Raw genomic sequence first — 25383 nt, forward strand, 5'->3', positions numbered from 1 at the left:
AGGGATAGACATGGAGGGAAGGCTATGAGGAAACTGCTCTATGCGGCTGCAGCGCTCGCAGTCATGCTGGCCCCGGCGCATGCGGAAACAAAATACCGCTTCGTGATCGTGCCGAAGGCCATGAACAATCCGTTCTTCGACGTCGCCCGCGACGGTTGCGAGAAGCGCGCCAAGGAGCTTGGCAATGTCGAGTGTATTTACAAGGGGCCGGTCGAGCACGAGCCCGCGACCCAGGCCCAGATCATCCAAGACTTCATCACCCAGAAGGTGGATGGTCTCGCGATCTCGGTGGCCGATGTCGCCGCGATGACCAAGTCGATCGACGAAGCGACCGCGGCGGGCATTCCCGTCATCACCTTCGATTCCGATGCGCCGGGGTCCAAGCGCATCGCCTATATCGGCACCAACAACAAGGATTTCGGTGTCGCGCTCGGCAAGCAGCTGCTGCAGCTGAAGCCGGAAGGCGGTAAATACGCCATGGTCTCCGGCGGTCCCGGCGCCAAGAACCTTGCGGAGCGTGTCGACGGCGTGCGCGAAGCCTTGAAGGGCTCCAAGTGGGGCGAGGTCGCGGGTTCTCCGACCTTCTGCAACGACGATCCGGCGCTCGCGGTCCAGCAGATGACCGATCTTCGCACGGCCACGCCTGATCTTGCGGCGATCATTCCGGTCGGCGGCTGGCCGATGTTCGCGCCGGAGGGTTACAAGGCCTTCGTCAACCAGAACCGCAAGGACATCAATGCCGGCAAGCTGACGCTCGTGGTCGCGGATACGCTGAAGATGCAGCTCGAATTGCTGCGCGACGGCTATTCCAACGCGCTCACGGGACAGCGGCCGTTCGAGATGGGCGAGAAGGCGATGGACACGCTGCTCGCGATCAAGAAAGGCCAGAAGGTGCCGGAGATCATCTACACCGGCCTCGACCTCGTGACCAAGGACAACGTCGCGCAGCTCTTACACTGAATATTGTTCTAACGCGTTTTCTTTGGGCGAACCGGTAACCACTTCGCTTGAAAACGCTTTGGTTCCTCCCGGGGAAAACTGGCGGCCCTCGCTTCGGCTTTGGTCGATGCTTGGGTCGCCTCTTTTTCTGATGGGCCAGCCGAACCAACCAAGGCTCGTGCTAGACCGCGCGGAGGTGCGCGGCAGGGGGGCAATGAGTCCGGACCAAGACTCAAAGCTCAATTGCGGCCCGCGGGCACCAGGCCAGGCCACTGCGCCAGGAATGGCTGCGAGAGTTGCGGCCCGGTTTCGGGAGCGCGCATTGCCCGTCTGACACGATGAGTCCTGTGAGGCCGGCCGATCGAGCTGGTCGCGTCGCGGGCTATTTCGATACGCGCGATCTGCTGGCGCATGTCGCCGGTGCTCGCGCGCAGTTCGTCGATGCCGATCTGATTGTTCGCCGCAGTCGCCTGGAGGCTGCCCAGCTGGCCCGCAGTGTCTTCCTGTGCCGTGCGCAGGCGGATCGTCAGGCGCTTCAGCATCGCGATATTGGATTCGATCTTATCGGCGGTGTCGCGGCGGCGCACCTCGCTCTCGTCGGCGGCCGTGCGCAGCGTGGCGAGGCCGGTCTCGGCACCGCTGAGGCTGGCGCGGAGCTGGAGGAGCTCTCCGGAGGTGTCGTCTTGACGCTCGCGCAGCTTGGCCGTCTCGGCCTTGAGTTCGCTGAGTTCCGACGTCAGGGCGGCAACGCGCGTCTCGAGGGTGGGCGCCTCGTCGCGTGCGGAGGAGAAATCCTTGGCTCCGCCGGTGCTCCACCACACTGCTCCAGCGCTCACGGCGAGTGCCAGACTCATGACGATTCGTGATGAGGCCGCACCGCGGCTCGGCGGAAGCTGCGGCGTCTTGGCGGGTTTGCGCATCGACAGGTCTCCGGGATTCGATTGAGAGCATTATGATCAAATTAAGGTTGCCAATGTTCTAAGCGTGCCCGGCCAGCGGAGCATTTTCTCCACGTAGATTTGCAGGAGAGCACGTGCTTGGCAGCGCAGCTACAGAGACGTAGCTCGGCGGATATTGGAGGAGTAAATCACTGCCAGAGGTTGAGTTTTCTGTTCGAATAGCCGACGGCTCGTTGAAGGCGGGCGCGGCGAGCTGATGCTGGCGTGCCCATTCCGGGCTCCCGGAAAAAACTCGCACCTCCTCCGGATCATGTTCTAAAATCCGACCATGACCGACACCCCGACACCTGCCGTACCGTCGGCTTTCGACGAACTCGCCGAGGCGATCAGGCACCGCCGCTCGGTCTACGGCCATATCAGCGGCCTGAGGATGGACCGCTTCGCGCCCGGCGAAGCCTGGTCGACCTTGCCTTATCGCCCGGTGTTCGTCGGTGACAGCGACACCGGCGTGATCCATGGCGGCGTCGTCACCGCAATGCTCGACGAGAGCTGCGGCATGGCGGTTCAGCTCGCGCTGGACGGCACGCGCGCGATCGCCACGCTGGATCTGCGCATCGATTATCAAAAGCCGGCAACGCCGGGGTTCGACATCAAGGCGCATGCCGTTTGCTTTCGCGTCACGCGCTCGATCGCCTTCGTACGTGCAACGGCCTATCAGGGGGAGGAGAGCGCGCCGGTTGCCACCGCGACCGCCTGTTTCATGATCGGCGCCAACCGTACCAACATGCTCACCGACCGGCCGGCCTTCACCGGCGCGCCGCCGCCGCTCGAGGCGCCGGAGGATGCGACGTCGCCGTTCGCCACCAGCCCGTTCGCGCGCTGCCTCGGCATCCGTCTCGCCGAGAACGAGACGCTCATCATGCCGTTCTCTCAGCAGATCATCGGCAATCCCGTGCTGCCTGCGATCCATGGCGGCATGACCGGCGCGTTCCTCGAGACAGCTGCGATCGTCACGGTGATGCGCGAGCTCGATACCGCCGCGCTACCAAAGCCGATCGACCTGACCATCAACTATCTTCGCTCGGGGCGGGCGCTCGACAGCGTTGCGTCAGCGTCGATCGTCAAGCAAGGCCGCCGCGTGGTCGCCTTCGAGGCCCGGTCCTGGCAGGACGATCCGGCCAAGCCGATCGCAACCGCATTCGGCCATTTCATGCTGCGGCAGACGCCGGGACAGGATCAGGACTGACGACATCCGCATGAGGCATCGCGGCGCCGGGCCGGAAGTGCCGGCTGCGCTGCCTTCATTTGACCGGCAGGACCCGTCCTTCATGGACGGTGCCCCAGACCGGAATGTCCTTGATCTTCGCTGGATCCACGGTCAGCGGGCTTTCGCCGAGGATCGTGAAATTCGCGAGCTTGCCCGGGACGATGCTTCCAACTTCATTTTCCAGTCGCAGCGCGTAGGCGGCTTCGAGCGTGACCGCCTTGAGCGCGGACAGGCGGCTAATGCGCTGATCGGGTCCTGCCACGCGGCCGGATACGGTGGTCCGGTTGACGGCGCAGTGCATCAGGAATAGCGGCTGGCCGGGGGCCATGGGCATGTCCGAGTGGAGAGAATAGGAGATGCCGGCCCGTTCGACGTCGCCGAGGCGGACCATGTTATCGGCCCGCTCGGGACCGAGCCCTTCCTTGGCGTACACATCCGCCAGTGCGGTCACGTAATAGGGGTTGCCGCTGACGATGGCGCCGAGCCGCTTGATCCGCTCGATCTGATCCTGCTGTGAAATCGCGAAGTGGACTGCGACGGTACGGTGGTCATAACGCGGATGACGGCGCATGTTGGCCTCGAGATTGTCGAGGACCAAGTCCAGGCCTGCATCGCCCGTCGCATGGATGTGGATCTGATAGCCGGCCTCCCAGTAGACCTGGAACGCCCTGGCGAAGAGCTTGGGATCCATGATCCATTGGCCGGGATGCCGATCGAGATAGGGTTCGCGGACCTGCATGGCCAGGGAATAGACAGCGCCGTCGGCGAACAGCTTGATCGCCGTGGGTATCATGACAGTCATGCCCTGGCCCCAGCCGAGCACCTTCTCTGTCTCGCTGATGGCGGTGTCCGGGAAGGCCGCAATGATCGATTTCCCATCAGGGATGAAATAGAAGCGGAAGGGGCTTTCCGGTCGGGATAGGACCGCATTCTGGGCATCCTGCATCCGCTTCGAGTACAGGCCGCCGGGTTCGCAGGCGAGGGTGACGCCGTTGGCGTGGTAATACCGCATGACGAATTCGAGTCCGTGCTGAACCCGTTCGGGAGTCGCAATGGCCGGAAGCAGCTTGGGGACGACCCCGAACATGCCGCCTTCCCAGAAGTGACCTTCGTCCAGATTGGATTGTTTCTGGGCTTCCGTTGACATGGCTCCGACGAACGCCGCATCGATGCCATAGGTTTCGAGCGTCTTGGTGTTCACGATGAACTCGTGGGCGGACCGGTGCCAGACGATGATGGGCCGCGTGCCGCTGAGCTTGTCGAGATCCGAGCGGGTCAGATCACCGTGGAAGCTGGGATCATAGCCCCAGGTGACCAGCAGCTCGTTCGGGTCCTTCAGCTTTGCGTTCGCTTCCGCAAGCCTCTTGCGATAGTCGTTCTGGTTCTGCGCGGCAGGTATGGTGCCGGAAGGCAGCACCCAGTCTTCGATGGCGATGATCTCCGACATCATCGTCAGGCCGGTCAAAAGCGGATGGTCGTGCTGAGCGAGGAAGCCGGGCGCAATCACTTTGTCGGCGAATGTGTCGTCGATGATGTAGGGCTGGCCACCGGCCGCGGCTTTCAGTTCCTCGAGCGAGCCGACCGCGAGAATACGGTCGCCTAGCACCGCGACAGCGGTCGCCGACGGCCGCGCCGGGTCAAGGGTAATGATCTCCTTGGCGCGAAAGATCGTAGCCACCGGCAGCTTTTTCGGATCGAGCTGATCGAGCATATCCTGAAAGGATGCTGTCTCGGCCAGTGCTGCGCCCGATCCAACCGCCTCACATAACAGGGCTCCGGTCGTCATCGTCGCCGCAGATTTCAGGATCTGCCGGCGTGACGACAACGAGATCGTCCGAAGTCCCTCGGCAAATGCCGAATTGCACATGATGCACATGGCGATTTGACCTTCTGGGCTGCTGCAAGTCGGTGGCGAGTGACACGCGAACTATGCCCCGCCTCTGCGAAGGAGGAGATTGATCCATCTCAAAGGCACCTCGGTTGGGGAACTGTCGTCAGGCGCCTAGCTGCTGCCCCGCCCGTAGCCTGCGTCCGTCGTGCACTGCATGCAGTGCGCCTCAGCGTATCGGTGGCGCGAATACTGTGCTATAAGTGCGTTGATCGTAACTTTAGCCGGCAGCGATACTACGCACTGTTGTCGCCGTGACAAAGCTGAGGCTTCTCGAGGGCATCGATGGCCTCGACCTGAAGGGAAAGAAGCCGCGAGACCGATATCACATCCGATGTTCTGCCGGAACCGGACATGGTTGCGGCAATCGGATTGTTCTTGCTGTCCAATGGCGGACAAATCGAGTTTCCCTATGGCAGATCAATCGGTCTCGGCAACCATTGGCGGACTTAGGCTGGAGGGGGCCGATGCCAGAAGACACATCGCTTCTTGATAAACGACAGAGCGCCTTGCTTGCGGAAATCGTGACGGACGAGAAGCGCTACCTTCGCTTTGCAAGATCAAACTATTTCTCGGCGCAAGGATTACTCTGGGCCTCGCTGATTGCTGGGAGTCTAGCCGCGCTTTTTGGGCTCGTTCCATCATTGTCCGACGAGGTCGAGAAATGGCAGCTGGGTTTGGTTTCAGCGTTATCCGTGGCATTCACCACCTTCAGTCGCCAGGTGGGATTTCAGCAAAAGGCGAATTGGCACTATCGGAAAGCGGATGGACTCCGGGCATTGAGGAGGCGGCTCCAATACGAACTTCCAGCCTCGCCAACAGCAGATAACATAGCCGCCGTCTCAAATTCACTGTCGACGATGGATTTGCAGATGTCCAAGGATTGGGAGGACATGAAGTCGGAGCCAGCGGCAGAGAAGCCCCTAAAGCAAACAAGTTGATTGGTGAAGAAGATCCTGAGCGACATATGAGGATGAGGGGGCTGTCGTTGTGGCTGATCTTGCTTGCGACGTTCAATGTCGCGCACGCCGATGACACCGCCTTCAAGGTTGGTGTCACTAAGCGCGATGTCAGACCGGCCGAGCCTTACGACTGGCGAGGGGCCAAGACGCACGTCCTCCGCGCGATGATCTGGTATCCGGCCGAGGCCGATGTGCAAGAGGAGCCGCAATGGATCGGCCCGCCTTTCGTTCCATACTTCAGCGCCGGGCGGGCTGCCCCTGACGCGGTGCCTGCGGCCGGGTTGAAGCGTCCGCTCATTTTGCTCTCTCACGGCGCCGGCGGGACCGCGGCGGGGATCGGCTGGCTCGGCACGGCGCTCGCCGCCCACGGCTTTATCGCGGTCGCAGTCGATCATCCCGGCAACAACGCCCGGGAGAATACCGTCGACGGCTTTTCGCTGTGGTGGCTGAGGGCCGTCGATCTCAGCGTGACTCTTGATGCTATGCTCGATGATAAGACCTTTGGCAGTCGGATCGATCCCGCTCGCATCGGCGCCGCCGGTCATTCCGCCGGCGGCTACACTGTCATCGCGATCGGGGGCGGCATCACCGATCCGGCGGAGTTCCAGGCGTTCTGTCGCTCGCCGCGCGCCGACGAATCGTGCAAGCCGCCGCCGGAATCGTCCGACCTGCAAAAAAGAAGGTTGGTGCGCCTGAACTCGGATCCCGAATTCCGCCAACGCTACGCCGGTGCCACCCGATCCTATCGCGATGAACGTATTCGTGCCGCCTTCGTCATGGCACCGGGGCTGGTGCCGATGTTCACGCCGGAGAGCCTCGGTCGGATCTCGCTTCCAGTTGCGATCATCAGCGGCGATGCCGACGAGATCGTGCCGCCGGCATCCAATGCCTCGGCTCTCGCCAAAGAGATCCCACATGCGACGCTGAAGCTCGTCCCGCACGCCGGCCACTATGTGTTCTTTGGCACGTGCACCCTGGCGGGACGCGTGATGCTCCGAGCTGCCTGCCGCGACCCGGAGGGTGTCGACCGCGAGGCGGTCCACGCCGAAACGGTGCGATCGGCGATCGATTTCTTCACGGCGCATCTACGCTGAGCGTGGAAAGCCAAATTCTCTTCCATTAGCCGTGCACCGCACTTCTGAACGCCGCCGACAGCGCCGCCAACGCATGGCCCCGTCCGTCCTTCGCTCGCGTGTGAAGCAGCACCGGCAGGCGCGGCAGATCGGCCAGCCCGAGCTTGGGCCTGACATCGACAGCGCCGAACGGTAACGTCTGCGGAGCCAGGGCAGCAAACGCCGAGCCCCGCCATGACGGCCGCGGCCTCGCGTTGTCCGCATGGCGTCAGCCGCGAGCGTGAAGCTGCCAGGCTCGGCGATACGGACGAAAACCCGGACGGCATCCAGGTCGAGGGGCGGTTCAGTCATCTTGAAGCGTTATCACTGAAATCAATATCGATAACGTACCAAAATAGTCGGCATCCGACTAACGTGCGGGAACAAGAAAGGACCCGCGATGCCGCTCATTCACATATCTCTCCGCGCCGGCAAGCCGGACGCCTACCGGCAGGCGATCTTCGACAGCCTTTACCGCGCGATGCGCGATGCGCTTGATGTGCCTGAAGACGATCAGTTCATGACGATCACCGAGCATGAGCCTGCGAACTTTCGCTACGGCTCGGCCTTCGGCGTCGCCCGCAGCGACGATCTCGTGTTCATCCGGATCACTGTGCTCGACACCCGCACCGTGGAGCAGAAGAAAGCCCTGTTCCGGCGCATCGCGGAACTGCTTGGTGAAAGCCCCGGCATTCGGCCGGAGGATGTATTCGTGAACGTTCTCGACGCTCCAACAGAGAACTGGTCTGTCGGTCACGGACTTGCCCAATTCGCGTGAGGGTCGTTCAGGGCGCGCGTTCACGCCATCGCCGGCATGTACTCCGCGGCGGCCGCAAGGCACGGCGCCACCACGAGCTCAAGCTGCTGGCGAAGCCAGCGATGCATCGGGTCGTCCTGATGGCGCAAGTGCCAGACCATGTACATCGGCATGTCGGGGCATGCGACCGGCACCGGCGCCACGGCGAGCCCGCGCAGCAGATGCGCACGCAAAAGGCTCGGTAGTGTCGCGATCATCCGGTTGCCGCGCAGGAACGGCCCGACGCCGCCGAAGCCGGGCACTTGTGCGACGAAGCGCCTGATGATGCCTTGCTCGGCGAGCACGTCGTCGATATCGAGGCGGCGCTGCGGCTCGTACAGCACGGTGACGTGATCCGCAGCGAGATAGTCCTCCAGCGTCGTGGGCGCCTCGCGCTGTGTGGCGTCGTAAAACACGCGGTAGATATCCGTAAATAGCCGCTTCTGCAGAATGTCGCTGCCCGCCGGCGGCCGCGGCGTGATGATCAGCTCGCAGTGCTCCTCGCGCAGCAGCTCCGGCGCCGGCGCGCCTGAGCGGATCACGCGCAGCCGCAGGCCCGGCGCCTGCGCGCGCACATAGCGCAGGAAGGACGGCAGCAGGAGATCGCGCTGCAGATCGTTGGCCGCGATTGTCACGGCTTGGGAGATCCGGGCCGGGTCGAACACCGAGGCGTGCGAGAAGCTCCTGAGGTCGTCGAGCAGGGCGCGGGCGCGAACCGCCAGCAATTGCGCATGCGCCGTCGGCACGATGCCGCGGCCGGATTTGACGAACAACGGATCGCCGGTAATCGCGCGCAGCTTGTCGAGCAGGTGGCTCACGGCCGACTGGGTGACGCCGAGCCGCAGCGCGGCACGCGTCACCGAGCCTTCCTCGATGACGGCAAGCAGCAACTGCAGCAGATGGCCGTCGAGGTCCAAATGATCGAATTGGCTCATGGATCAGATCGAAGGCGGCGCCTTTATTCGGGGAGGTCCGGTCGGAATAGTGCAGGGACGAGCGGCGCGGCGTTTGATCCAGCTCAAATCGCGCGTGCCACCATGCGATCAAGGGAGAGGACGATGCCCACACCGAGCGCCCGGCAGCCCGTGCCCGGCACCACCATCTTCGACGGCGAGCAGGCTCGCAAAGGCTATGCGCTGAACAAGATGTGCTACTCGTTCAACGAGGCCGCCAACCGCCGCGCCTTTGTCGAAGACGAAGACGGCTATTGCGCCAAATACGGCCTGAACCCGCAGCAGCGCGAGGCGATCAGGAACCGCAACGTGCTTCAGCTGATCGAGGCCGGCGGCAATGCATATTACCTCGCCAAGTTCGCCGGTATTTTCGGGCTCGACATGCAGGACATCGGCGCGCAGCAGACCGGTCTCACCAAGGAACAGTTCAAGGCCAAGCTCTTGGCGGCAAGGGGATAGGGGGCTCACATGGCCAAGATCGTAGGATGCATCACCACCTCGCACGTGCCTGCCATTGGCGGTGCGATCGCCAAGGGTCTGCAACAGGATCCCTATTGGAAGCCGTTCTTCGACGGCTTTCCGCACGTGCGCGAATGGCTCGGCAAGGTGAAGCCGGATGTCGTCGTGCTCGTGTATAACGACCACGGGCTGAACTTCTTCCTGGACAAGATGCCGACCTTTGCGGTCGGCGCCGCCGATGAATATCGCAACGCCGACGAAGGCTGGGGCATTCCGCAGACGGCGCCGTTCAAGGGCGATTCCGAACTGTCCTGGCACCTGATCGAGCATCTGGTGGCGGAGGATTTCGACCTCACGACCTGCCAGGAGATGGTGGTCGATCACGCTTTCACGCTGCCGATGGCGCTGTGCTGGCCGGACCAGAAATGGCCGGTGCGCGTCGTGCCGGTCGTGGTCAACACGGTGCAGGCGCCGCTGCCGTCGGCGGCGCGCTGCTACAAGCTCGGGCAGGCGCTGGCGCGGGCGATCGAGTCCTGGCCTGGGGATGAGCGCGTCGTCATCATGGGTACCGGCGGGCTGTCGCATCAGCTCGACGGCGAGCGCGCCGGCTTCATCAACAAGGATTTCGACCTGAAGTTCATGGACAGCATGGTCAACGATCCGGCCTGGGCGACGAAATATTCGACCACCGAGCTGGTCGAGCTGTCCGGCACGCAAGGCGTCGAACTGCTGAACTGGATGGTCGCGCGCGGCGCGTTGCCCGAGAAGGTGCGCAAGGAGCATGCGAACTACCACATCCCGATCTCGAATACCGCGACCGGACTGATGGTGCTGGAGCCCGCGTGACGTTCTTCCTCTTCCCGTCTGCGGCATGGCCACGGCGTATGAGGACTTAAGCTTATGGTCATCTGTCTCCGCGTCGTCATGCCCGGGACAAGCCCGGGCATGACGAGTAACTAATTGATATGCTTGTTTATGAGGGAGGCGAGCGCACCCATTCGCCTCGGACCGATGTGGCCCGAGCGCTAGACTAGATCGCCTGGTCGCCGCCGCCTTCCGTCTCGCCCTCGATCTCGGCGAGGGCGCGGTTGAGAATGTCGCTGACGCGCTTGGTCTCGTCCTCGCTCCAGCCGGAAGCATGGAAGGCGAGCGCCATCTTCAGGGTCTGCATGGCCTGGAAGACTTGTTCCGGCGGCCGCATGCCGCCCATGGTCCGCGCCATGATGCGCAAACGGCTCAACAGGCCTTCGATCGCCGCGGCGTCATCCTTCAAGACTTGCCGCCCGGCCTCGGTGATCGCGAACAGCTTCTTGCCGCCGTCGCTCGGCGTCGCTTCGATCTGGCCGAGATCTTCGAGCAGGCTGAGGATCGGATAGACCGATCCGGGGCTCGGCGAATAGGCGCCGCCGACGAGCTGCTCGACCGCCTTGATCAGGTCGTAGCCGTGGCGCGGCTTCTGGCCGATCAGCCAGAGCAGGAGGGCGCGCAGATCGCCGGGTCCGAAGAAGCGCCCGCCGCCGCCGCGGCCGAACTCCTCGCGCGGACCACGGCCGCCGCGTCCAAAGAAGCCAGGGCCGCGATGTCGGCCAGCGCCGGGGCCGCGCTCGCCGAGCCTCGCTTCGTCGGCGCCGTGGTGACAGCCGTGACCATGTCGGCCCTGGTACTCCCAGCCTCGGTCGTCGCGCTCGTCATGTCGGCTGCCGTACCGGAAACCCCAGTGATGGCGATGATGTCTCATGTGAGATAGCCTCCGTTATACACAAACGATATATCGTTTAACGGCTTCATTTGTCAATGCCATCGGAGAGGATTTGCCGAGATATACTCCAAGTCTTTGAAGTAAATGACAAAATAAAAGGGGCGCCTGCTGGGCGCCCCTTTTGATGCTGGTTGGATCAGGTCGTCCGCAAAGCGCCGCTTAATGCGTCGCGCCCGCTGGCAGAGCCTCGGCATGGGCCTCGGTGTGCGCGCCGCGCCGGGCGATCAGTGCGTAGGCGACCGGCACCACGAACAGCGTGAACAGGGTGCCGATGGCGAGTCCGGTCGCGATGACGAGGCCCATATTGTAGCGCGACACTGCGCCGGCCCCGCTCGCCGTGATCAGCGGGATCACGCCGAGCACCATCGCCGCCGTTGTCATCAGGATCGGCCGCAGCCGGATCGACGCGGCCTCGATGATGGCCTCGTTGCGATCCTTGCCTGCTGCGCGCAGCTCGTTGGCGACCTCGACCATCAGGATGCCGTGCTTGCTCACCAGCCCCATCAGCGTCACCAGGCCGACCTGGGTGTAGATGTTGATGCTGGCGCCGCCGATGCCGAGGCTGATGAACATCAGCGCGCCCGCCAGCGACATCGGCACCGAGACCAGGATGATCACGGGATCGACGAAGCTGTTGAACAGGGCAGCCAGCGCCAGGAAAATGATGATCAGCGCGAACACGAAGGTGGTAACGAAGCCGCCGGATTCCTGCTCGAGCTGCCGCGACGCCCCGCCATAGTCGATCGAGTAGCCCACCGGCAGCGACTTCGCGAGACCCTTCAAGGTCGCCAGCGCGTCGCCCATCGCAACACCGGGCATCGCCACGCCGGAGATCGTTGCCGCGTTGATCTGCTGGAAGTGGTTTCGCGATTCCGGAATGGTCTTGTGTTCGAGATGCGCGACCGTCGAGAGCGGCACCATCGAATTGTCGCTGGCGCGGATGTAGTAGTTGAGCAGCTGATCGGTGGTGAGGCGGTCGTTCTGCTTCACCTGCGCGATCACCTTGTAGGAGCGGCCGTCCAGGCTGAAGTAGTCAATGTAATTGCCGCCCAGCATGGTGGCGAGCGCACCGCCGAGATCGCTCATCTTCAGGCCGAGATCGGCGGCTTTTTCGCGGTCGAACACGACCGTGGTCTGCGGCTTGTCGATCTTGAGGTCGTTGTCGAGGAAGATGAACTGGCCGCTCGCCAGCGCCTTGGCCATGAAGTCGCGTGCGACATCGTTGAGCTCGTCGAACGAGCCGGTGGTGCCGATGACGAACTGGATCGGCAGGCCGTTGCTGCCGGGCAGGGGCGCCGGCTGGAACGCGACCGAGCGGGTGCCGGCAATGGTGTTGAGCAGCTGCTGGAACTCCGGCTGCAAGGTCTTGGTGGTCGCCGTGCGCTGATCCCATGGCTTGAGCACCCAGCCGCCAATCACCTGGGTGGAGGTATCGATCTGGAAGACGGTCTTGGTTTCGGGGCGATTGGCGATGAGATCATTCAGCTGCTGATCGTAGAACAGGCGCTGCTCCAGCGTCGCCGATGGAGAGGCGTAAGTCAGAGAGAGCACGACGCCCTGATCCTCATCGGGCGCGAGCTCGCTGGTCGAACTCGAATAGAGCCAGGGGATCATGGCGAGCAGCAGCAGGGCAAACACGGCCACCACCGGTTTCATCCGGAACATCGCCTCGAGACGACGGCGATAGGCGCCGGCGAGCCATTCCATCACGTGATCGATGGCGCGCACCAGGCGGGCTTCGAGATTGGTCGCGTCACGCTCGGTCCGCCGCAACAGCCAGGCGCAATTCATCGGCGACAGCGTCAATGCGATCACCGCCGAGACCGTCACGGCGCCGGCCAGCGTGAACGCGAATTCCGTGAACAGCGCGCCGGTCAGGCCGCCCTGGAAGCCGACCGGGACATAGACGGCGATCAGCACCACGGTCATGGCGATGATCGGGCTCGCCAGGGCGCGCGCCGATTGGATCGCGGCCTCGACCGGCGTTTCGCCCTCGTCGATCAGGCGGTGCACGCTTTCCACCACGATGATGGCGTCGTCGACCACGAGGCCGATCGCGAGCACCAAAGCGAGCAGGGTGAGCAGGTTGATGGAAAAGCCCATCAAGAGCATCAGCGCGAAGGTGCCGATCAGGGACAGCGGGATCGCAATGATCGGGATCAGCACCGAGCGCCACGAGCCGAGGAACAGGAAGACCACGACGATGACGATGCCGATGGCTTCCGCCAACGTATGGACCACTTCACTGATCGAAGAGTTCACGAAATCGGTGGAGTCGTAGATGATCTCGCTGTTGATGCCGTTCGGCAGCTGCTTCTGCAGGTCCGGAAACACCGCCTTCACGCCGTTGACGACGTCGAGCAGGTTGGCGGTCGGCGCCACCTGGATGCCGATATAGACCGCGGTCTTGCCGTTGAAGCGGGTGGCGGAATCATAATCATCATTGCCGAGCGTGACGCGGGCGACGTCCTGCAGACGGATGATGGCGCCGTTGACCTGCTTGACGACGAGATTGCGGTATTGCTCCAGCGAATGCAGATTGGTCGCCGCGGCCAGATCGACCTGCACCAGCCGGCCCCGCGTCGTTCCGAGACCGGAGATGTAGTCGTTGCCCGACAGCGCGGCTGAGACGTCGCTCGCGGTCAGGCCATAGGCGGCGAGCTTGTCCGGATCGAGCCAGGCGCGCAGCGCGAATTTCTTGGCCCCGAGCAGCTCGGCGGTCTGCACGCCCGCGACTGCCTGCAGCTTGGGCTGCACCACGCGGGTTAGGTAGTCGGTGACCTGGTTCGGCGCCAGCACGTCGCTGGCAAATCCGATATACATCGCGTCGATGGTCTGGCCGACCTTCAACGTCAATGTCGGCTGCTGCGTGCCGGAGGGCAGCTGGTTGAGCACCGAGTTCACCTTGGCGTTGATCTCGGTCATCGCCTTGCCGGAGTCGTAGTTCAGCCGCAGGTTCACGGTGATGGTGCTGGCGCCGGTCACGCTGGTCGACGTCATGTAGTCGATGCCGTTGGCCTGGGCGATCGCGTTTTCGAGCGGCGTGGTGATGAAGCCGGCGATGATGTCGGAATCCGCGCCAGCATAGGTGGTCGAGACCGTGACGATGGCGTTCTGGGTACGCGGATATTGCAGGATGGGCAGCGTCGTCATCGAGCGCAGCCCGAGCACGACGATCAGGGCGCTGACCACGAGCGCCAGCACGGGCCGGCGGATGAAGATGTCAGTAAAGCGCATAACGGGGGCTCTCAATCCGTCGCTTGGGAGACGATGCCGGTCTTATTGATCGACGATATCAGGCGCGGTCTCCGCGACCGGCACGTGGGAATTGTCGACCTTGACCGGACTGCCGTTGCGCAGCTTGAGCTGACCCGCGATCACCACCGTCTCGCCCGCTTTCACGCCTTCGGTCACGACGATGTGGTCACCTTTGGCCGGCTTGGTCTTGACGAACATCTGCCGCGCGATGCCCTGGCCGTCCTTCAGATTGTCGACGACATAGACGAGATCGCCATAGGGGTTGTTGACGACAGCAGTCAGCGGCACGGTGACGAGCTGTTCCGGTTTGCCGACGGCAATCTCGACCTTGGCGAACATGCCGGGCAGCAGGCGGGCGGGGTCGTTGTGTAACGTCGCGCGCACCTGCACATTGCGGCTGGTCGAATCCACTTTCGAGTTGATGGCGCTGATCTGTCCGGTGAAGCGCTCACCGGGATAAGCATCGACCTTCGTCGTGACATCCTCGCCGATCTTGATGACTTCGAGCGCCTGCTGCGGCAGGTAGAAATCGACATAGATCGGGTCGAGGCTCTGCAGCGTGACGATGCTGGTGCCGGCGCTCAGATACTGCCCGAGGTCGACGGCGCGAATGCCGAGCCGGCCGGCGAAGGGAGCTTTCAGCGTCTTCTGCTCCACGATCGCCTTCTGCTGCTCGACCAGCGCCTGGGCATTCTTCAGATTTGCCTTGTCGCTGTCGAGCGTCGCCTGGCTCACCGCGCTGAACTTGATCTGCTCTTGGTCGCGCTTGAGCACGATCGCGTAATTCTCGGCGGTCGCCTCCAGCGACTGCAGCTTGGCGATGTCGTCGGTCGCGACGAGCTGCAACAGCGGCTGGCCTGCTGCGACCGTATCACCGGAGTTGAACTGGATGTTCTGCACGATGCCGGAGGCTTGTAGCGCAAGATCCGCGCCGTTGACGGCGCGCAGGGATCCGACGGCGGTCAAGGAGGACTGCCAGGGCGCCGTGGCGGCGACGACAGTGGAGACGGTTTGCGGTGGGTTGGCCATGGCACCAATCGCCTTCTTGATCATGACGCCTTTGAAGACCTGGAAGCCGTAGAGGCCGCCGAACAAGAGGCCCATCACGGCGAGCATGATTGTCATGCGTTTGATCATCGCATTGCTTCCTGGGAATTGCGGTCGGGACCTGAGAAATAGCCGGGGTTTGCGCGCGGCACGGAATCCGGCGTCTGATCGTTGCGTTTCCACCAGCCGCCGCCGAGCGACTGGAACAGCGCCGCGGTGTCGGTGAAGCGCGTCGCCTGGGCCTTGATTCGGGTCACGCGCGCGTTGAGATAGTTCTGTTGGGCGGTGATGACGTTGGCGTAAGGAATCGCACCGGTCTTGAACTGCTCGATCGACATCGCAAGGCTGTCGGCGGTGGCTTTCTCCGCGGCGGCATCGGCCTTCAGCGCCTCGGCGTCGTATTGGACGGCACGCAGTGAGTCCGCGACGTTCTGGAACGCGGTGATCACAGTGCTCTTGTACAACGACAGATCCTGCTCGAAGGTCGCGACATCCGCTTCCTTGGTGTGATAGAGCGTGCCGCCGTCGAACAGCTTCTGCGTGACGCTCGAGGCCGCGCTCCAGACGATCGTGGTCGGCGTGAACAGCCGCTCCGGCGCGTTCGCGCCGTAGCTGCCGGACAGTGTGACCTGCGGCAAGAGGTCGGCGACACCGACGCCGACCGTGGCGGTCGCCTTGTGCAGCGTCGACTCGGCCTGGCGGATATCGGGTCGCTGCCGGACCAGCGAGGAGGGCAGCGAGACCGGAAGCCGGCCGGGCAGACGCAACTCGGCGAGGGTCACGTGCTCGCCGCGGTCCTGGCTCGGCAGCCGACCGAGATAGGCCATCAGCTGATTGCGCTGCTGGGCCAATTGTTTCTGCAGCGGCGCCAGCGTGGCTTTGGCCTGCGCCAGCGTCGATTCCTGCGACAGCACGTCGGCCTTGGTCACCGCACCGACATCGAACTGGCGCTGGATGCGGGTCAGCTGATCGGTCTCGGCCTTGATGATGTCTTCCGTCGCGGCGATCTGATCGCGCAGAGATGCGTCGGTGATCGCTGATGTCACCACATTGGCGGTCAGCGCCAGATAAGTCGCTTCGAGCGTGAAGGCCTGGTAGTCGGCTTGCGCCTGAAGCGATTCGACTTGGCGTCGCGTGCCGCCCCAGAGATCGAGCGTGTAGGATACGCTGACCGAGGCGTTGTAGAGGGTGTAGTTGGATGTCTGACCCGGCCACGCGCCCTGCTGTGTGGTCGAGCTCTGATCATGTTCCGCCGACCCGGTGGCCGAAATCTGCGGAAACAGTGATCCCTGCTGCGACAACGCGTTTTCGCGCGCCGCGCGCAGTGCGAACTGGGCGGCCCGAACGTCCGGATGATTGCGAATGGCTTCTTCGACAAAGGCATTGATTTGTCGGGAGCGAAGCAGCGTCCACCAATGCCCGGGCAGATCGGCGCCCGGCGCAAAGCCCTGCGCGTTGCCGCCCGGCGTCGCCGCGCTTGCTGTCGTCGGCAGACGACGCTCGCTGACATAGCCGGTGACATCGGGCGCCGCCGGTGCAACGAAGTCCGGACCGACTGCGCATGACGCCAGCAGCATCCCAGGCAGCAGGATGCCGGCCGAGCGGCCGCATCTGCGCATGCGGTCGGTGCGCCATACCACACAGGGTTGAGGTGGAGCAGTCATAAAACTAAACCGTTTTGTTTCTGTTGCGGCAACATGCGTTGTGGCCTAAGTGGAGTCAAGTCACAAGGGTGCCAGGAGGAACATGCCCACATCCAAGCTCCAAGCAGCAGCCTCGCAACGCGTGGCGGACGAGCCCGATACCGTCGAGACGACACGCGCCGATCGCAAGCACCGCCAGATTCTCGACAGCGCGCGCACGCTGTTTCTCGCGCATGGATTCGATCCGACCAGTGTGGATGCGATCGCGCGCCACGCGCGCGTTTCGAAAGCGACGCTCTACTCGCACTTTCAGGACAAGGAGACATTGCTGCTTGCGCTTGTCGAGGACGAGTGCCGGAACGTCGGCGGACCCTTGTGGAAGCCCCATGACGGCCCGATCGAACTGGAGAAGGAGCTGCGTGCGATCGCGCGAAGCTTCCTGTCCTTCTTCATGGACGGCCGGGGCCTGGCGATGCACCGACTGATCATGTCCTGCGCGTCACGATATCCCGAGATTGCCGATGTCTTCATGAAGGTTGGCCCGGACCGCTGCGATGCAGAGGTTGCGGCCTTCTTGCGCGCGGCGCAGGCGCAAGGCCTGTTGCACATTCCCGACATCGCGCTCGCCGCGATGCAGTTTCTGTCACTCATCCAGGGCCGGCTGATTCTGAAATGGTCGCTGTCAATGCAGTCGCCGAGCCCCGCCGAATACCGCATGCTGGTCGATGGAGGCATCAAGGTCTTTCTTGCAGCCTATAGAGCGGCTGATCGCAAGCCGCATGCGTGCGCCACCCGAACACGGCGGCAATGAACGCCGCCCCTTAACTAATGGCTGATTCGCAAAGCCAGCGCATCCGGGTTCGCCCGGAGCGCTGTTCGCGTCAGGTGATGGACGATGCGATCGCTGATCGTACAGGCAGATCGCGCTGACGATTCGGCCGCCGCAGCCGGCGGCGGCTCCAGATCAGGACACCGGTGACGAGCAGGGCGAGCAGCGCCAGCGAGATCAACAGGTTGGCGGCGCTGCCGATCAGCGACCAATTGCCTTCGTGCAACAGCCGTGGCCAGTTGCGCGGCAGGGCTGTCATGCCGTCCGCGGTCACGGCGTAGTTGCGCAATTCATCGCCTTCGATGACTCGCGCCATAATCCGTCCGCCGCGGTTGCCGATCGAGTTGACCGCTGCGAGATCATGGTCTCGGGCGACGATCGCAACGGCCTCCGGCAGAGAGATGCGTGTGCCCGGCGCCGCTGCGCCGCCGCTCTGGAACGTCAGCCCGAACGCCATGCACAGGCCGGTGAGCGGACTCAGCAGGATCAGCGGCAGGGTGAACCAGGCGATGCCCTTGTGCCAGCCGGACAGCGTTTTGCGCAGCCTCGGCAGTCCCATCAAGATGCCGATCAGCATCACGATGGCCATGGCGGCGGTGGAAGCGATCACCAGCCAGGACATCGCGATCAGATGCTCGTGCATCATGCGCGCCCATCTGAACAGGCTCGACGTCATCGGCTTCGACGTCAAGCCGCCGTTGGTCAGATCGATTTCGGCGCCCGGGGTGCCCTGCAAGGTCAGATGCTGTGCCGCTGCGTCGATGGTGATGCCGCGCGCCTTGCCGTCAGGATCATACTGCCGGATCAGGTCGATCACGCGTGTCGCATCGATCGCTTGCGGTTTCACCGCTGCGACCTGGACCATCGGCTCGAATGACAGGATCAGGCCGGTCGTAATGATCAGGAGCAGTGGCACTGCGAACGTCAGGCTGATCCAGCGGTGCAGCTTGAGCAGAAATTGCTTGTTCATCGTCGTCTCCCGAAGGATCGTCGCCATCCTGCGACGCGATCGTGCTGCCCTGCTGCGCGCTTCCTCCCCGCCTGTTTGTGTAGCCGCCGTTTCTGTTCGTGTCTGTTAGTTGTGACCGGCTGGCACAGCGACTCGATTGCTGTGCCACAGAACTAGTGGAGCGACGGCGGCTGGAGAAGAACAAAGATATTAATTTTGCGTCATGCGCCGCTTGATCTGCATCATGTCCGATGCAGTTGCGATCCGTCCTATTAAGCGAGAACGATTCTCAATTCGTCGCAGCCGGCACCTCGCCGGCGTTGAGCACCCGCTTGAGGCGCTCGTGATCGAGCGCATTCTCCCAGCGCGCGATGACCACGGTGGCGACCGCATTGCCGATCAGGTTGGTCGGCGTCAGGCCCTGCGACATCAGCCGGTGGATGCCGAGCACCAGCGCGACGCTCGCAACCGGTATCGTGCCGGTGGCGGCGAGCGTTGCGGCGAGCACGACGAAGGCGGCGCCAGCGATGCCGGCAGCGCCCTTGGATGTGACCAGCAGGATGATCAACAGGCCGATCTGGTGCTCGATATCAAGATGCGTGTTGGTGGCCTGCGCCAGGAACACGGCTGCCGTCGCGAGGTAGAGGCAGGTGCCGTCGAGATTGAATGAATAGCCGGTCGGGATCACGAGTCCGACGATGCTGCGTTCGCAGCCCAATGCTTCCATCTTGGCGAGCATGCGCGGCAGCACGGTCTCGGACGAGGTGGTGGCGATGCAGACCAGGATCTCGTCCCTGATGTAGCGGATCAGCTTCCACAGGCTGAAGCCGGAGAGAGCGGCGATCGGCCCGAGCACGACCGCGATGAAGAGGATGCAGGTCACGTAGAAGCCACCGAGCAGGCGGCCGAGGGAGGAAAGTGATCCGAGTCCGAACTTGCCGACGGTGAAGGCGATCGCGCCGAAGGCGCCGAGCGGGGCCGCCCACATCACGATCCGTACGATGCCGAAGATCATCTGTCCGCCGACGTCGATCACGTCGGTGACGACCTTGGCGCGCTCGCCGAGCCAGATCAGCGCGAAGCCGCAGAGAACGGAGATGAACAGCACCTGCAGGATGTTGCCTTCGGCGAAGGCGCCGACGAAGCTGTGCGGAATGATGTTGAGCAGGAACGGCACCAGGCCGACCGCCGCCGTCTGCTTCACATAGGGCTCGACCACGCTGGCGTTTATGGTGGCGGGGTCGATATTCATGCCGGCGCCGGGCTGCCACAGGTTCACCGCTGCAAGCCCGATGATCAATGCGAAGGTCGTGATCACCTCGAAATAGATCAGCGCCTTGACAGCGACGCGGCCGACCCTGGCCATGTCGGCCATATGCGCGATGCCGTTGACCACGGTGCAGAAGATGATCGGCGCGATCAGCATCCGGATCGCCTTGATGAAGGCATCGCCCAGCGGCTGCATCTGAGCCCCGAGCTCGGGCCTGACAGCGCCGAGCACGATGCCGGCGGCCATCGCGATCAGCACCTGGATCCACAGCTCCTTCCACCAGGCGCGGCGCGGACTGCTTTTGCTCTCGGCAGCCAGGGTCGATGCGGTCATCACCAGTTCTCGTCAGGGTTTGCTTGTCGCCATGCGCCGACACCGCGCTGCGGGTGGGCCAGCCTTCATTAAAGCTTCGGGCAGGGGCGTCAAATCCGATGCACGATCCGGCCGAGGGACGCCGGTTCCGAAAGCGGAGGGCAGCCGGCAAGCGTGGCGGCGCCGGGAAAGGACAATGGAACGAGCCCCGTGCGTTACGGTTGGCATTGCAGCGGAGACGCTCGTTTGCGAGTCTCAGGTGTAAGTTTTGGGGGTGAACCTTGGGCCCCGGTCGCGCCGCATGTCGAGAATGATACAATCACAGGGACATTCCGCTTTTTTAAAGGTCGCTGAGATTGTGTTTTGGAGCGAAAGTCTTTCCTACCGTCCGGATGGTGGTCGGGCGTCTTGATCGCGCGATAACCTTTGCGGGATGAAGAAGGAATTCGTGCTTGTTCGCTGGAAAATAGCGGGTTATGGCCTCAGATGAGGCCGATCCATAGAATAAATGGCTGCTCGTGCTGTCGACATTCGCACACATCATCGATCGCAAGGGGCCTAACCGGTTTGTGACCAGGCTGCGCGCGCTGCTGCGCAGCAACGAGTTTTACCTGATTCCGTTGGCGCTGGTGATCGGGGTTGCGACGGGGGCCACCGTGACGGTGATCACTCTGCTCGCGCAGTTTGCCCATGTGTTCATCTTCGGCATTCCGATCGACGTCCGCCTGAGCGCCAACTCCTGGGTCAATCCCGTGATTGCAGTGATTGCGCCTGCCTGCGGCGGCTTGGTGCTCGGTATCATGGAATGGCTGCGCCGGCGCTGGAAGCTCGGCGCCGCCGTCGACCCGGTCGAGGCCAACGCGCTGCGTGGCGGACGGCTGTCCATGCGCGACAGCGTGGTGGTGACCGGCCAGACGCTGGTCTCCAATGGCTCCGGCGCATCTGTCGGCCTCGAGGCCGGCTACGCCCAGATCGGCGCCGGCCTAGCGTCGCTGCTTGGACAATATCTGACGCTCCGGCGCAATGACATGCGCCTGATTGTCGGCTGTGGCGCGGCGGCTGCGATCGCCGCGGCCTTCGGCGCGCCGATCACCGGCGCCTTCTATGCCTGCGAGCTGATCGTCGGCGTCTATGCCGTCGGCAGCGCGGCGCCGATCCTGGCCGCTTCGCTATCCGGCGCACTGACCTCGCAATATCTCGCCGGCGCACCCTATTCGTTGGAGATCGCCAAGGTTGGCTCGGTCGGGCTCGAGCAATATCTGGCCTTCATCGTGCTGGCCCTGATCGTCAGCGGCATCGGCATCGTCGTGATGCGCTCCTCGCCGGCGGTCGAACGGTTGTTCGTACGGATTCCGGTCTGGCTGAGGCCCGCGATCGGCGGCGTCTGCGTCGGCGCGATGGCGATCGTCACGCCGCAGGTGTTGGCGGCCGGTCACGGCGCCATGCTACTCGACCTGCATCGCGAGATGGCGGCCGGCATGATCGCCACCATCATCGTGCTCAAGCTCGCGGCCTGCCTGATCTCGCTGGCCTCCGGCTTTCGCGGCGGCCTGTTCTTCGCCTCGCTGTTCATCGGCAGCCTGCTCGGCAAATTGTTCGCCGCGCTGCTCGCCATCGTCCTTCCAAGCTTCGCCGTCGATCCCATGGTGGCGATGCTGACCGGCATGGCGACGCTGGGCGTGGCGATCGTCGGCGGTCCGCTGACCATGTCGTTCCTGGTGCTGGAGATGACGCGCAGCGTCGACGTCACCGCGGTGGTTTTGGCCGCCTGCATCGTCACCAGCATCTGCGTCCGCTTCATGTTCGGGCATTCGTTCTCGACTTGGCGCCTGCATCTGCGCGGCGAGACCATCCGCAGCGCCAACGATGTCGGCTGGCTGCGCAACCTGACGGTCGAGCGCCTGATGCGCACCGACGTCGCCAAATGTCCGACCTCCACCACGATCGCGGCTGCGCGGCGCGAATTCGTGCTCGGCTCGCGCCAGGCGATCATTGTCGTCAACAACAGTGACGATTATTGCGGGCTGGTGTCGTTGCCGGACCTGTTCTCCGGGGAGCTTGATTCGATCGCGGACGACATCCAGGTGGTCGAACTCGCCAAATATATCGATGTCGCGTTGCTGCCCGAAATGAATGTCAAGACCGCGATGAAGATCTTCGACGACGAGGGCGCAGAGGTGCTCGCGGTGCTGGAATCCGAGAACAGCCGCAAGGTGATCGGATTCCTCACCGAATCCTTCGCGCGCCGCCGCTATGTCGAGGAGATCGACCAGGCGACGCGTGGCGTGCTGGGTGCGCTGTCGTAAGGGCGTCACGCGCGCAATATGTGATCTCGTCAGCAGGAACATTGGCGGCAACCGCGGCTTGAGGGGCGATGACGCGCAACGACGATATGGTGGGATGTGTTCGGGCTTTGGTTGCAGCGGCAGTTGCCGGGCTGACGATCGCCGCAGCCGCAGCCGAGCCCGCCGTGCTCAAGGGCAAGGATGCGTTCGGCAGCTGGCAGAACGATGTACCCGGCACCATCCGCCTGATCCGCCCCGAGGACCTGCCAAAGCCCGGCGCCACGCCATCGGCTGCCAATGTTTCGCGCGTGGTGGCGCGGCCGGCTTCTGCCACACCGCAGGCCCCGGAAGGATTCAAAGTCGCGCTGTTCGCCGAAGGTCTGAGTGGACCGCGCATCATGCGCGTGGCGCCCAACGGGGATGTCTTCGTCGCCGAGACGCGTGCGAACCGTATCCGCGTGCTGCGCCCGAGCGACGACGGATCGAAGCCGGCTTCCAGCGAGATCTTCGCCGACAGGCTCAATCACCCGTTCGGCATCGCATTCTTTCCAGCAAAGGACCCGCAATGGGTTTACGTCGCCAACACCGGCAGTGTGGTGCGCTTTCCCTATCACGCGGGCGACATGAAGGCCTCCGGCGCGCCGGAGACGGTGGTTGCCAATCTGCCGGCCGGTTATGGCCATTCCACCCGTGACATCGTGTTCACGCCGGACGGCAAGCGCATGCTGGTGTCGGTCGGCTCCGTCGGCAATGCAGGGGAAGGGATGGGCGAGCCGCCGGGCGGCCTCGCGGCATGGAGCAGCGCGCATACGCTCGGCGCCGCCTGGGGCGAAGAGACCAACCGCGCCGCCGTCCTTGCCTTCGATCCGGACGGCAAGAATCAGACGCTTTACGCCGCTGGCATCCGCAACTGCGTCGGCCTCGCGATCCAGCCCGCGACCGGCGCGCCCTGGTGCTCGACCAATGAGCGCGACGGGCTCGGCGACAATCTCGTGCCTGATTATGTGACCAGCGTGAAGGAGGGCGGGTTCTACGGCTGGCCCTGGTACTATATCGGCGACAATCTGGACACGCGGCATGAGGGGGCGCGGCCCGATCTGAAGGGCAAGATCACCGTTCCCGACGTGCTGCTACAGGCGCACTCGGCCTCGCTCGGCCTGACCTTCTACGACGCCAGCCTGTTTCCCCCCGACTATCGCGGCGATGCCTTTGCCGCCGAGCACGGCTCCTGGAACAGGTCCAAGCGCACCGGCTACAAGGTGATCCGCATCCGCCTGAAGGATGGCAAGCCGACCGGTGAATATGAGGATTTCGTCACCGGCTTTGTCATCAATGACCGCGAGGTCTGGGGCAGGCCGGTCGGCGTCGCGGTCGCGCGCGACGGCAGCCTTTTGATCTCCGAGGACGGCAACGGCACGATCTGGCGCGTGAGCCGCTGATCCTGATCACGCTCAAATCTCGCGCGCCTGTTTGCGTACCTCGTTTGCGATCGGGCGCAAGGATTCGGCCGGCGCCTGGCCGACCAGGCTATAGCCGATGCCGGCATCGGCCCAGACCAGGCCGCCGACATCGCCCCTCGATTGCGCCATCATCGGCGCGTTCTGATCGGTCTTGTTCATCGGCCGCGTCAGCATCACCAGCCTGTCGCCATGGTCATCGTCGTACATGAACATCGCGGCGGGGCCATGCGACGTCGGGACCAGACGTCCGCCCATCAGCCGGTAACCCGCAGCGGCGAGGTCCGGCACCTTCACCGGCTGGTGCAGACGGTCGGAGACCCATCGCGTCAGTTGCGCGGTGTCGGAGGCGCGAAGCTCCACCGGACGCAGATGGTCGGGCGCATAGACGTGATAGGAATCGGTGGCCTCCTGCGCGAGCGCGATCAGCCCGCCAGGGGCAGGCTGCAGCGAGTTGCGCGCCACCCAGCCGCCGATGCCGCCGATGCACAGCAGCAGTACCGCGGCGGCGGCCCATTGCAGTGGCAAGCGGCGGCGCCGGCGCGCTTCGATCATGCGCGCGAGATTGAGCGTGGCGGGCAGCGGCTCGTCGGCCACTGGCGCCAGCGCCGCGCGCAGCCGTTCGCGCTGGTCGGCATAGCCGAGAATGCGCTTGGCGATGTCGGGGTGGTCCTCCAGATAGGCTGCGACCTCGGCGCGCCGTTCCGGCGCAAGCGCATGATCGACATAGGCGTGGAGGTCATCTTCCGCGATCGGACGCTGGTTCATTTCACGCTCCGAAGTGGCACGACATTGCCGGACAGAGACGCCGTTCCCTCGATCTCCCGCTGCAGCCGCTCCCGCGCGCGCGACAGCCGCGACATCACGGTGCCGACGGGGATGTTGAGGACCTTGGCAGCCTCGGCATAGGACAGATCCTCCACCGCAACCAACAGTAGTACCGCGCGCTGATCGTCCGGCAGGTTGGCGAGCTTGTTGAGCACGTCCTGGTACATCAGGTTCTGATCCTGCGTGGCTGCGGCGCCGAACTCGCCCTCAAGCGTCTCTTCAAGCGCAATATGGACCCCTCGCGTCTTCGTTTGGCGGAAGCGATCGATCGCGAGATGATGCAGGATCGTGAACAACCACGAGCGGACCTCGCCATCGCGCCGTTGCGACCAGCGGCTGATGGCCCGCTCCAGGCAGTCCTGCACCAGATCGTCGGCGCTGGCGCGGTCGCGCATCAGCGCCCTGGCGTAGCGGCGGAGCGCCGGGATCAGCGGCTCGACCTCTCGTAGCATCTGTTCCATCGAACTCAGC

At 63.7% G+C, this 25383-nt stretch carries 21 protein-coding genes; 10 read left to right on the forward strand and 11 right to left on the reverse strand.

The window, feature by feature from the left end; genetic code table 11:
* The first annotated feature begins 24 nt into the window (after positions 1–24).
* Positions 25–960 carry a sugar-binding protein gene (locus QX071_RS23050; protein ID WP_315707074.1) on the forward strand — a complete coding sequence of 312 codons (936 nt, stop codon included), beginning with the start codon at positions 25–27 and terminating at the stop codon, positions 958–960.
* Positions 961–1178: 218 nt separating this feature from the next.
* Here QX071_RS23050 and QX071_RS23055 read toward each other — a convergent pair whose 3' ends face one another.
* Positions 1179–1859, reverse strand: a complete 681-nt coding sequence (locus QX071_RS23055; RefSeq protein WP_315707073.1) for a hypothetical protein — start codon at positions 1857–1859, stop codon at positions 1179–1181.
* Between the two features lie 307 nt (positions 1860–2166).
* Between QX071_RS23055 and QX071_RS23060 the strand changes: the two genes are divergently transcribed.
* The gene (locus QX071_RS23060; protein ID WP_315707072.1) at positions 2167–3084 is read left to right on the forward strand and encodes a PaaI family thioesterase; all 918 of its coding nucleotides are present in this window, start codon (positions 2167–2169) and stop codon (positions 3082–3084) included.
* Between the two features lie 55 nt (positions 3085–3139).
* On the opposite strand, the gene QX071_RS23065 is transcribed toward QX071_RS23060, so the two are convergent.
* Entirely contained in the window at positions 3140–4891 is a 1752-nt protein-coding gene (locus QX071_RS23065) for an amidohydrolase (protein ID WP_315707071.1), read from the reverse strand.
* Between the two features lie 569 nt (positions 4892–5460).
* Between QX071_RS23065 and QX071_RS23070 the strand changes: the two genes are divergently transcribed.
* The 3 genes from QX071_RS23070 (at position 5461) to QX071_RS23080 (ending at position 7845) form a co-directional block, all read left to right on the forward strand.
* Complete coding sequence (locus tag QX071_RS23070) at positions 5461–5934, forward strand: hypothetical protein (protein ID WP_315707070.1); 474 nt, start codon at positions 5461–5463, stop codon at positions 5932–5934.
* 26 nt (positions 5935–5960) lie between these two features.
* Positions 5961–7049, forward strand: coding sequence for an alpha/beta hydrolase family protein (locus QX071_RS23075; protein WP_315707069.1), 1089 nt, complete (start codon positions 5961–5963; stop codon positions 7047–7049).
* A 418-nt stretch (positions 7050–7467) separates the two neighbouring features.
* Complete coding sequence (locus QX071_RS23080) at positions 7468–7845, forward strand: tautomerase family protein (RefSeq protein ID WP_315707068.1); 378 nt, start codon at positions 7468–7470, stop codon at positions 7843–7845.
* Positions 7846–7865: 20 nt separating this feature from the next.
* On the opposite strand, the gene QX071_RS23085 is transcribed toward QX071_RS23080, so the two are convergent.
* Positions 7866–8798, reverse strand: a complete 933-nt coding sequence (locus QX071_RS23085; RefSeq protein WP_315707067.1) for a LysR family transcriptional regulator — start codon at positions 8796–8798, stop codon at positions 7866–7868.
* A 123-nt stretch (positions 8799–8921) separates the two neighbouring features.
* Between QX071_RS23085 and QX071_RS23090 the strand changes: the two genes are divergently transcribed.
* Both QX071_RS23090 and QX071_RS23095 read left to right on the forward strand, forming a co-directional pair.
* Positions 8922–9275, forward strand: coding sequence for a protocatechuate 4,5-dioxygenase subunit alpha (locus QX071_RS23090; RefSeq protein WP_315707066.1), 354 nt, complete (start codon positions 8922–8924; stop codon positions 9273–9275).
* A 9-nt stretch (positions 9276–9284) separates the two neighbouring features.
* On the forward strand, positions 9285–10121 hold the full coding sequence (locus QX071_RS23095; RefSeq protein ID WP_315707065.1) for a class III extradiol dioxygenase family protein: 837 nt from the start codon (positions 9285–9287) through the stop codon (positions 10119–10121).
* 184 nt (positions 10122–10305) lie between these two features.
* Here QX071_RS23095 and QX071_RS23100 read toward each other — a convergent pair whose 3' ends face one another.
* From QX071_RS23100 to QX071_RS23115, 4 genes are all read right to left on the reverse strand, one after another.
* A complete protein-coding gene (locus QX071_RS23100) occupies positions 10306–11013 on the reverse strand; it encodes a PadR family transcriptional regulator (protein ID WP_315707064.1) in 708 nt (235 codons plus the stop codon).
* A gap of 180 nt (positions 11014–11193) precedes the next feature.
* Positions 11194–14271: an efflux RND transporter permease subunit gene (locus tag QX071_RS23105; protein ID WP_315707063.1), complete on the reverse strand. Its 3078-nt coding sequence runs from the start codon at positions 14269–14271 to the stop codon at positions 11194–11196.
* Between the two features lie 42 nt (positions 14272–14313).
* Complete coding sequence (locus QX071_RS23110) at positions 14314–15429, reverse strand: efflux RND transporter periplasmic adaptor subunit (protein ID WP_315707062.1); 1116 nt, start codon at positions 15427–15429, stop codon at positions 14314–14316.
* Positions 15426–16958, reverse strand: a complete 1533-nt coding sequence (locus tag QX071_RS23115) for an efflux transporter outer membrane subunit (protein WP_315707061.1) — start codon at positions 16956–16958, stop codon at positions 15426–15428. Before QX071_RS23115 ends, QX071_RS23110 begins: the two co-directional genes overlap by 4 nt.
* 127 nt (positions 16959–17085) lie before the next feature.
* Between QX071_RS23115 and QX071_RS23120 the strand changes: the two genes are divergently transcribed.
* On the forward strand, positions 17086–17793 hold the full coding sequence (locus tag QX071_RS23120) for a TetR/AcrR family transcriptional regulator (RefSeq protein ID WP_315707060.1): 708 nt from the start codon (positions 17086–17088) through the stop codon (positions 17791–17793).
* A gap of 70 nt (positions 17794–17863) precedes the next feature.
* Here the strand turns inward: QX071_RS23120 and QX071_RS23125 are convergent, their stop codons facing one another.
* Both QX071_RS23125 and dctA read right to left on the reverse strand, forming a co-directional pair.
* Positions 17864–18781 (reverse strand): PepSY-associated TM helix domain-containing protein, encoded by a 918-nt coding sequence (locus QX071_RS23125; protein WP_315707059.1) that lies wholly within the window; start codon positions 18779–18781, stop codon positions 17864–17866.
* Positions 18782–19049: 268 nt separating this feature from the next.
* The gene (gene dctA, locus QX071_RS23130) at positions 19050–20363 is read right to left on the reverse strand and encodes a C4-dicarboxylate transporter DctA (RefSeq protein WP_315707058.1); all 1314 of its coding nucleotides are present in this window, start codon (positions 20361–20363) and stop codon (positions 19050–19052) included.
* 497 nt (positions 20364–20860) lie between these two features.
* Between dctA and QX071_RS23135 the strand changes: the two genes are divergently transcribed.
* Positions 20861–22648 (forward strand): chloride channel protein, encoded by a 1788-nt coding sequence (locus QX071_RS23135; protein WP_315707057.1) that lies wholly within the window; start codon positions 20861–20863, stop codon positions 22646–22648.
* An 86-nt stretch (positions 22649–22734) separates the two neighbouring features.
* Positions 22735–24066 (forward strand): sorbosone dehydrogenase family protein, encoded by a 1332-nt coding sequence (locus QX071_RS23140; RefSeq protein WP_315707099.1) that lies wholly within the window; start codon positions 22735–22737, stop codon positions 24064–24066.
* 12 nt (positions 24067–24078) lie between these two features.
* Here the strand turns inward: QX071_RS23140 and QX071_RS23145 are convergent, their stop codons facing one another.
* The gene (locus QX071_RS23145) at positions 24079–24852 is read right to left on the reverse strand and encodes an anti-sigma factor (RefSeq protein ID WP_315707056.1); all 774 of its coding nucleotides are present in this window, start codon (positions 24850–24852) and stop codon (positions 24079–24081) included.
* Complete coding sequence (locus QX071_RS23150) at positions 24849–25373, reverse strand: sigma-70 family RNA polymerase sigma factor (RefSeq protein ID WP_315707055.1); 525 nt, start codon at positions 25371–25373, stop codon at positions 24849–24851. Before QX071_RS23150 ends, QX071_RS23145 begins: the two co-directional genes overlap by 4 nt.
* Between the last annotated feature and the right edge of the window lie 10 nt (positions 25374–25383).

This window comes from Bradyrhizobium sp. SZCCHNS1022 (assembly GCF_032484835.1).
Taxonomy (GTDB): Bacteria; Pseudomonadota; Alphaproteobacteria; order Rhizobiales; family Xanthobacteraceae; genus Bradyrhizobium.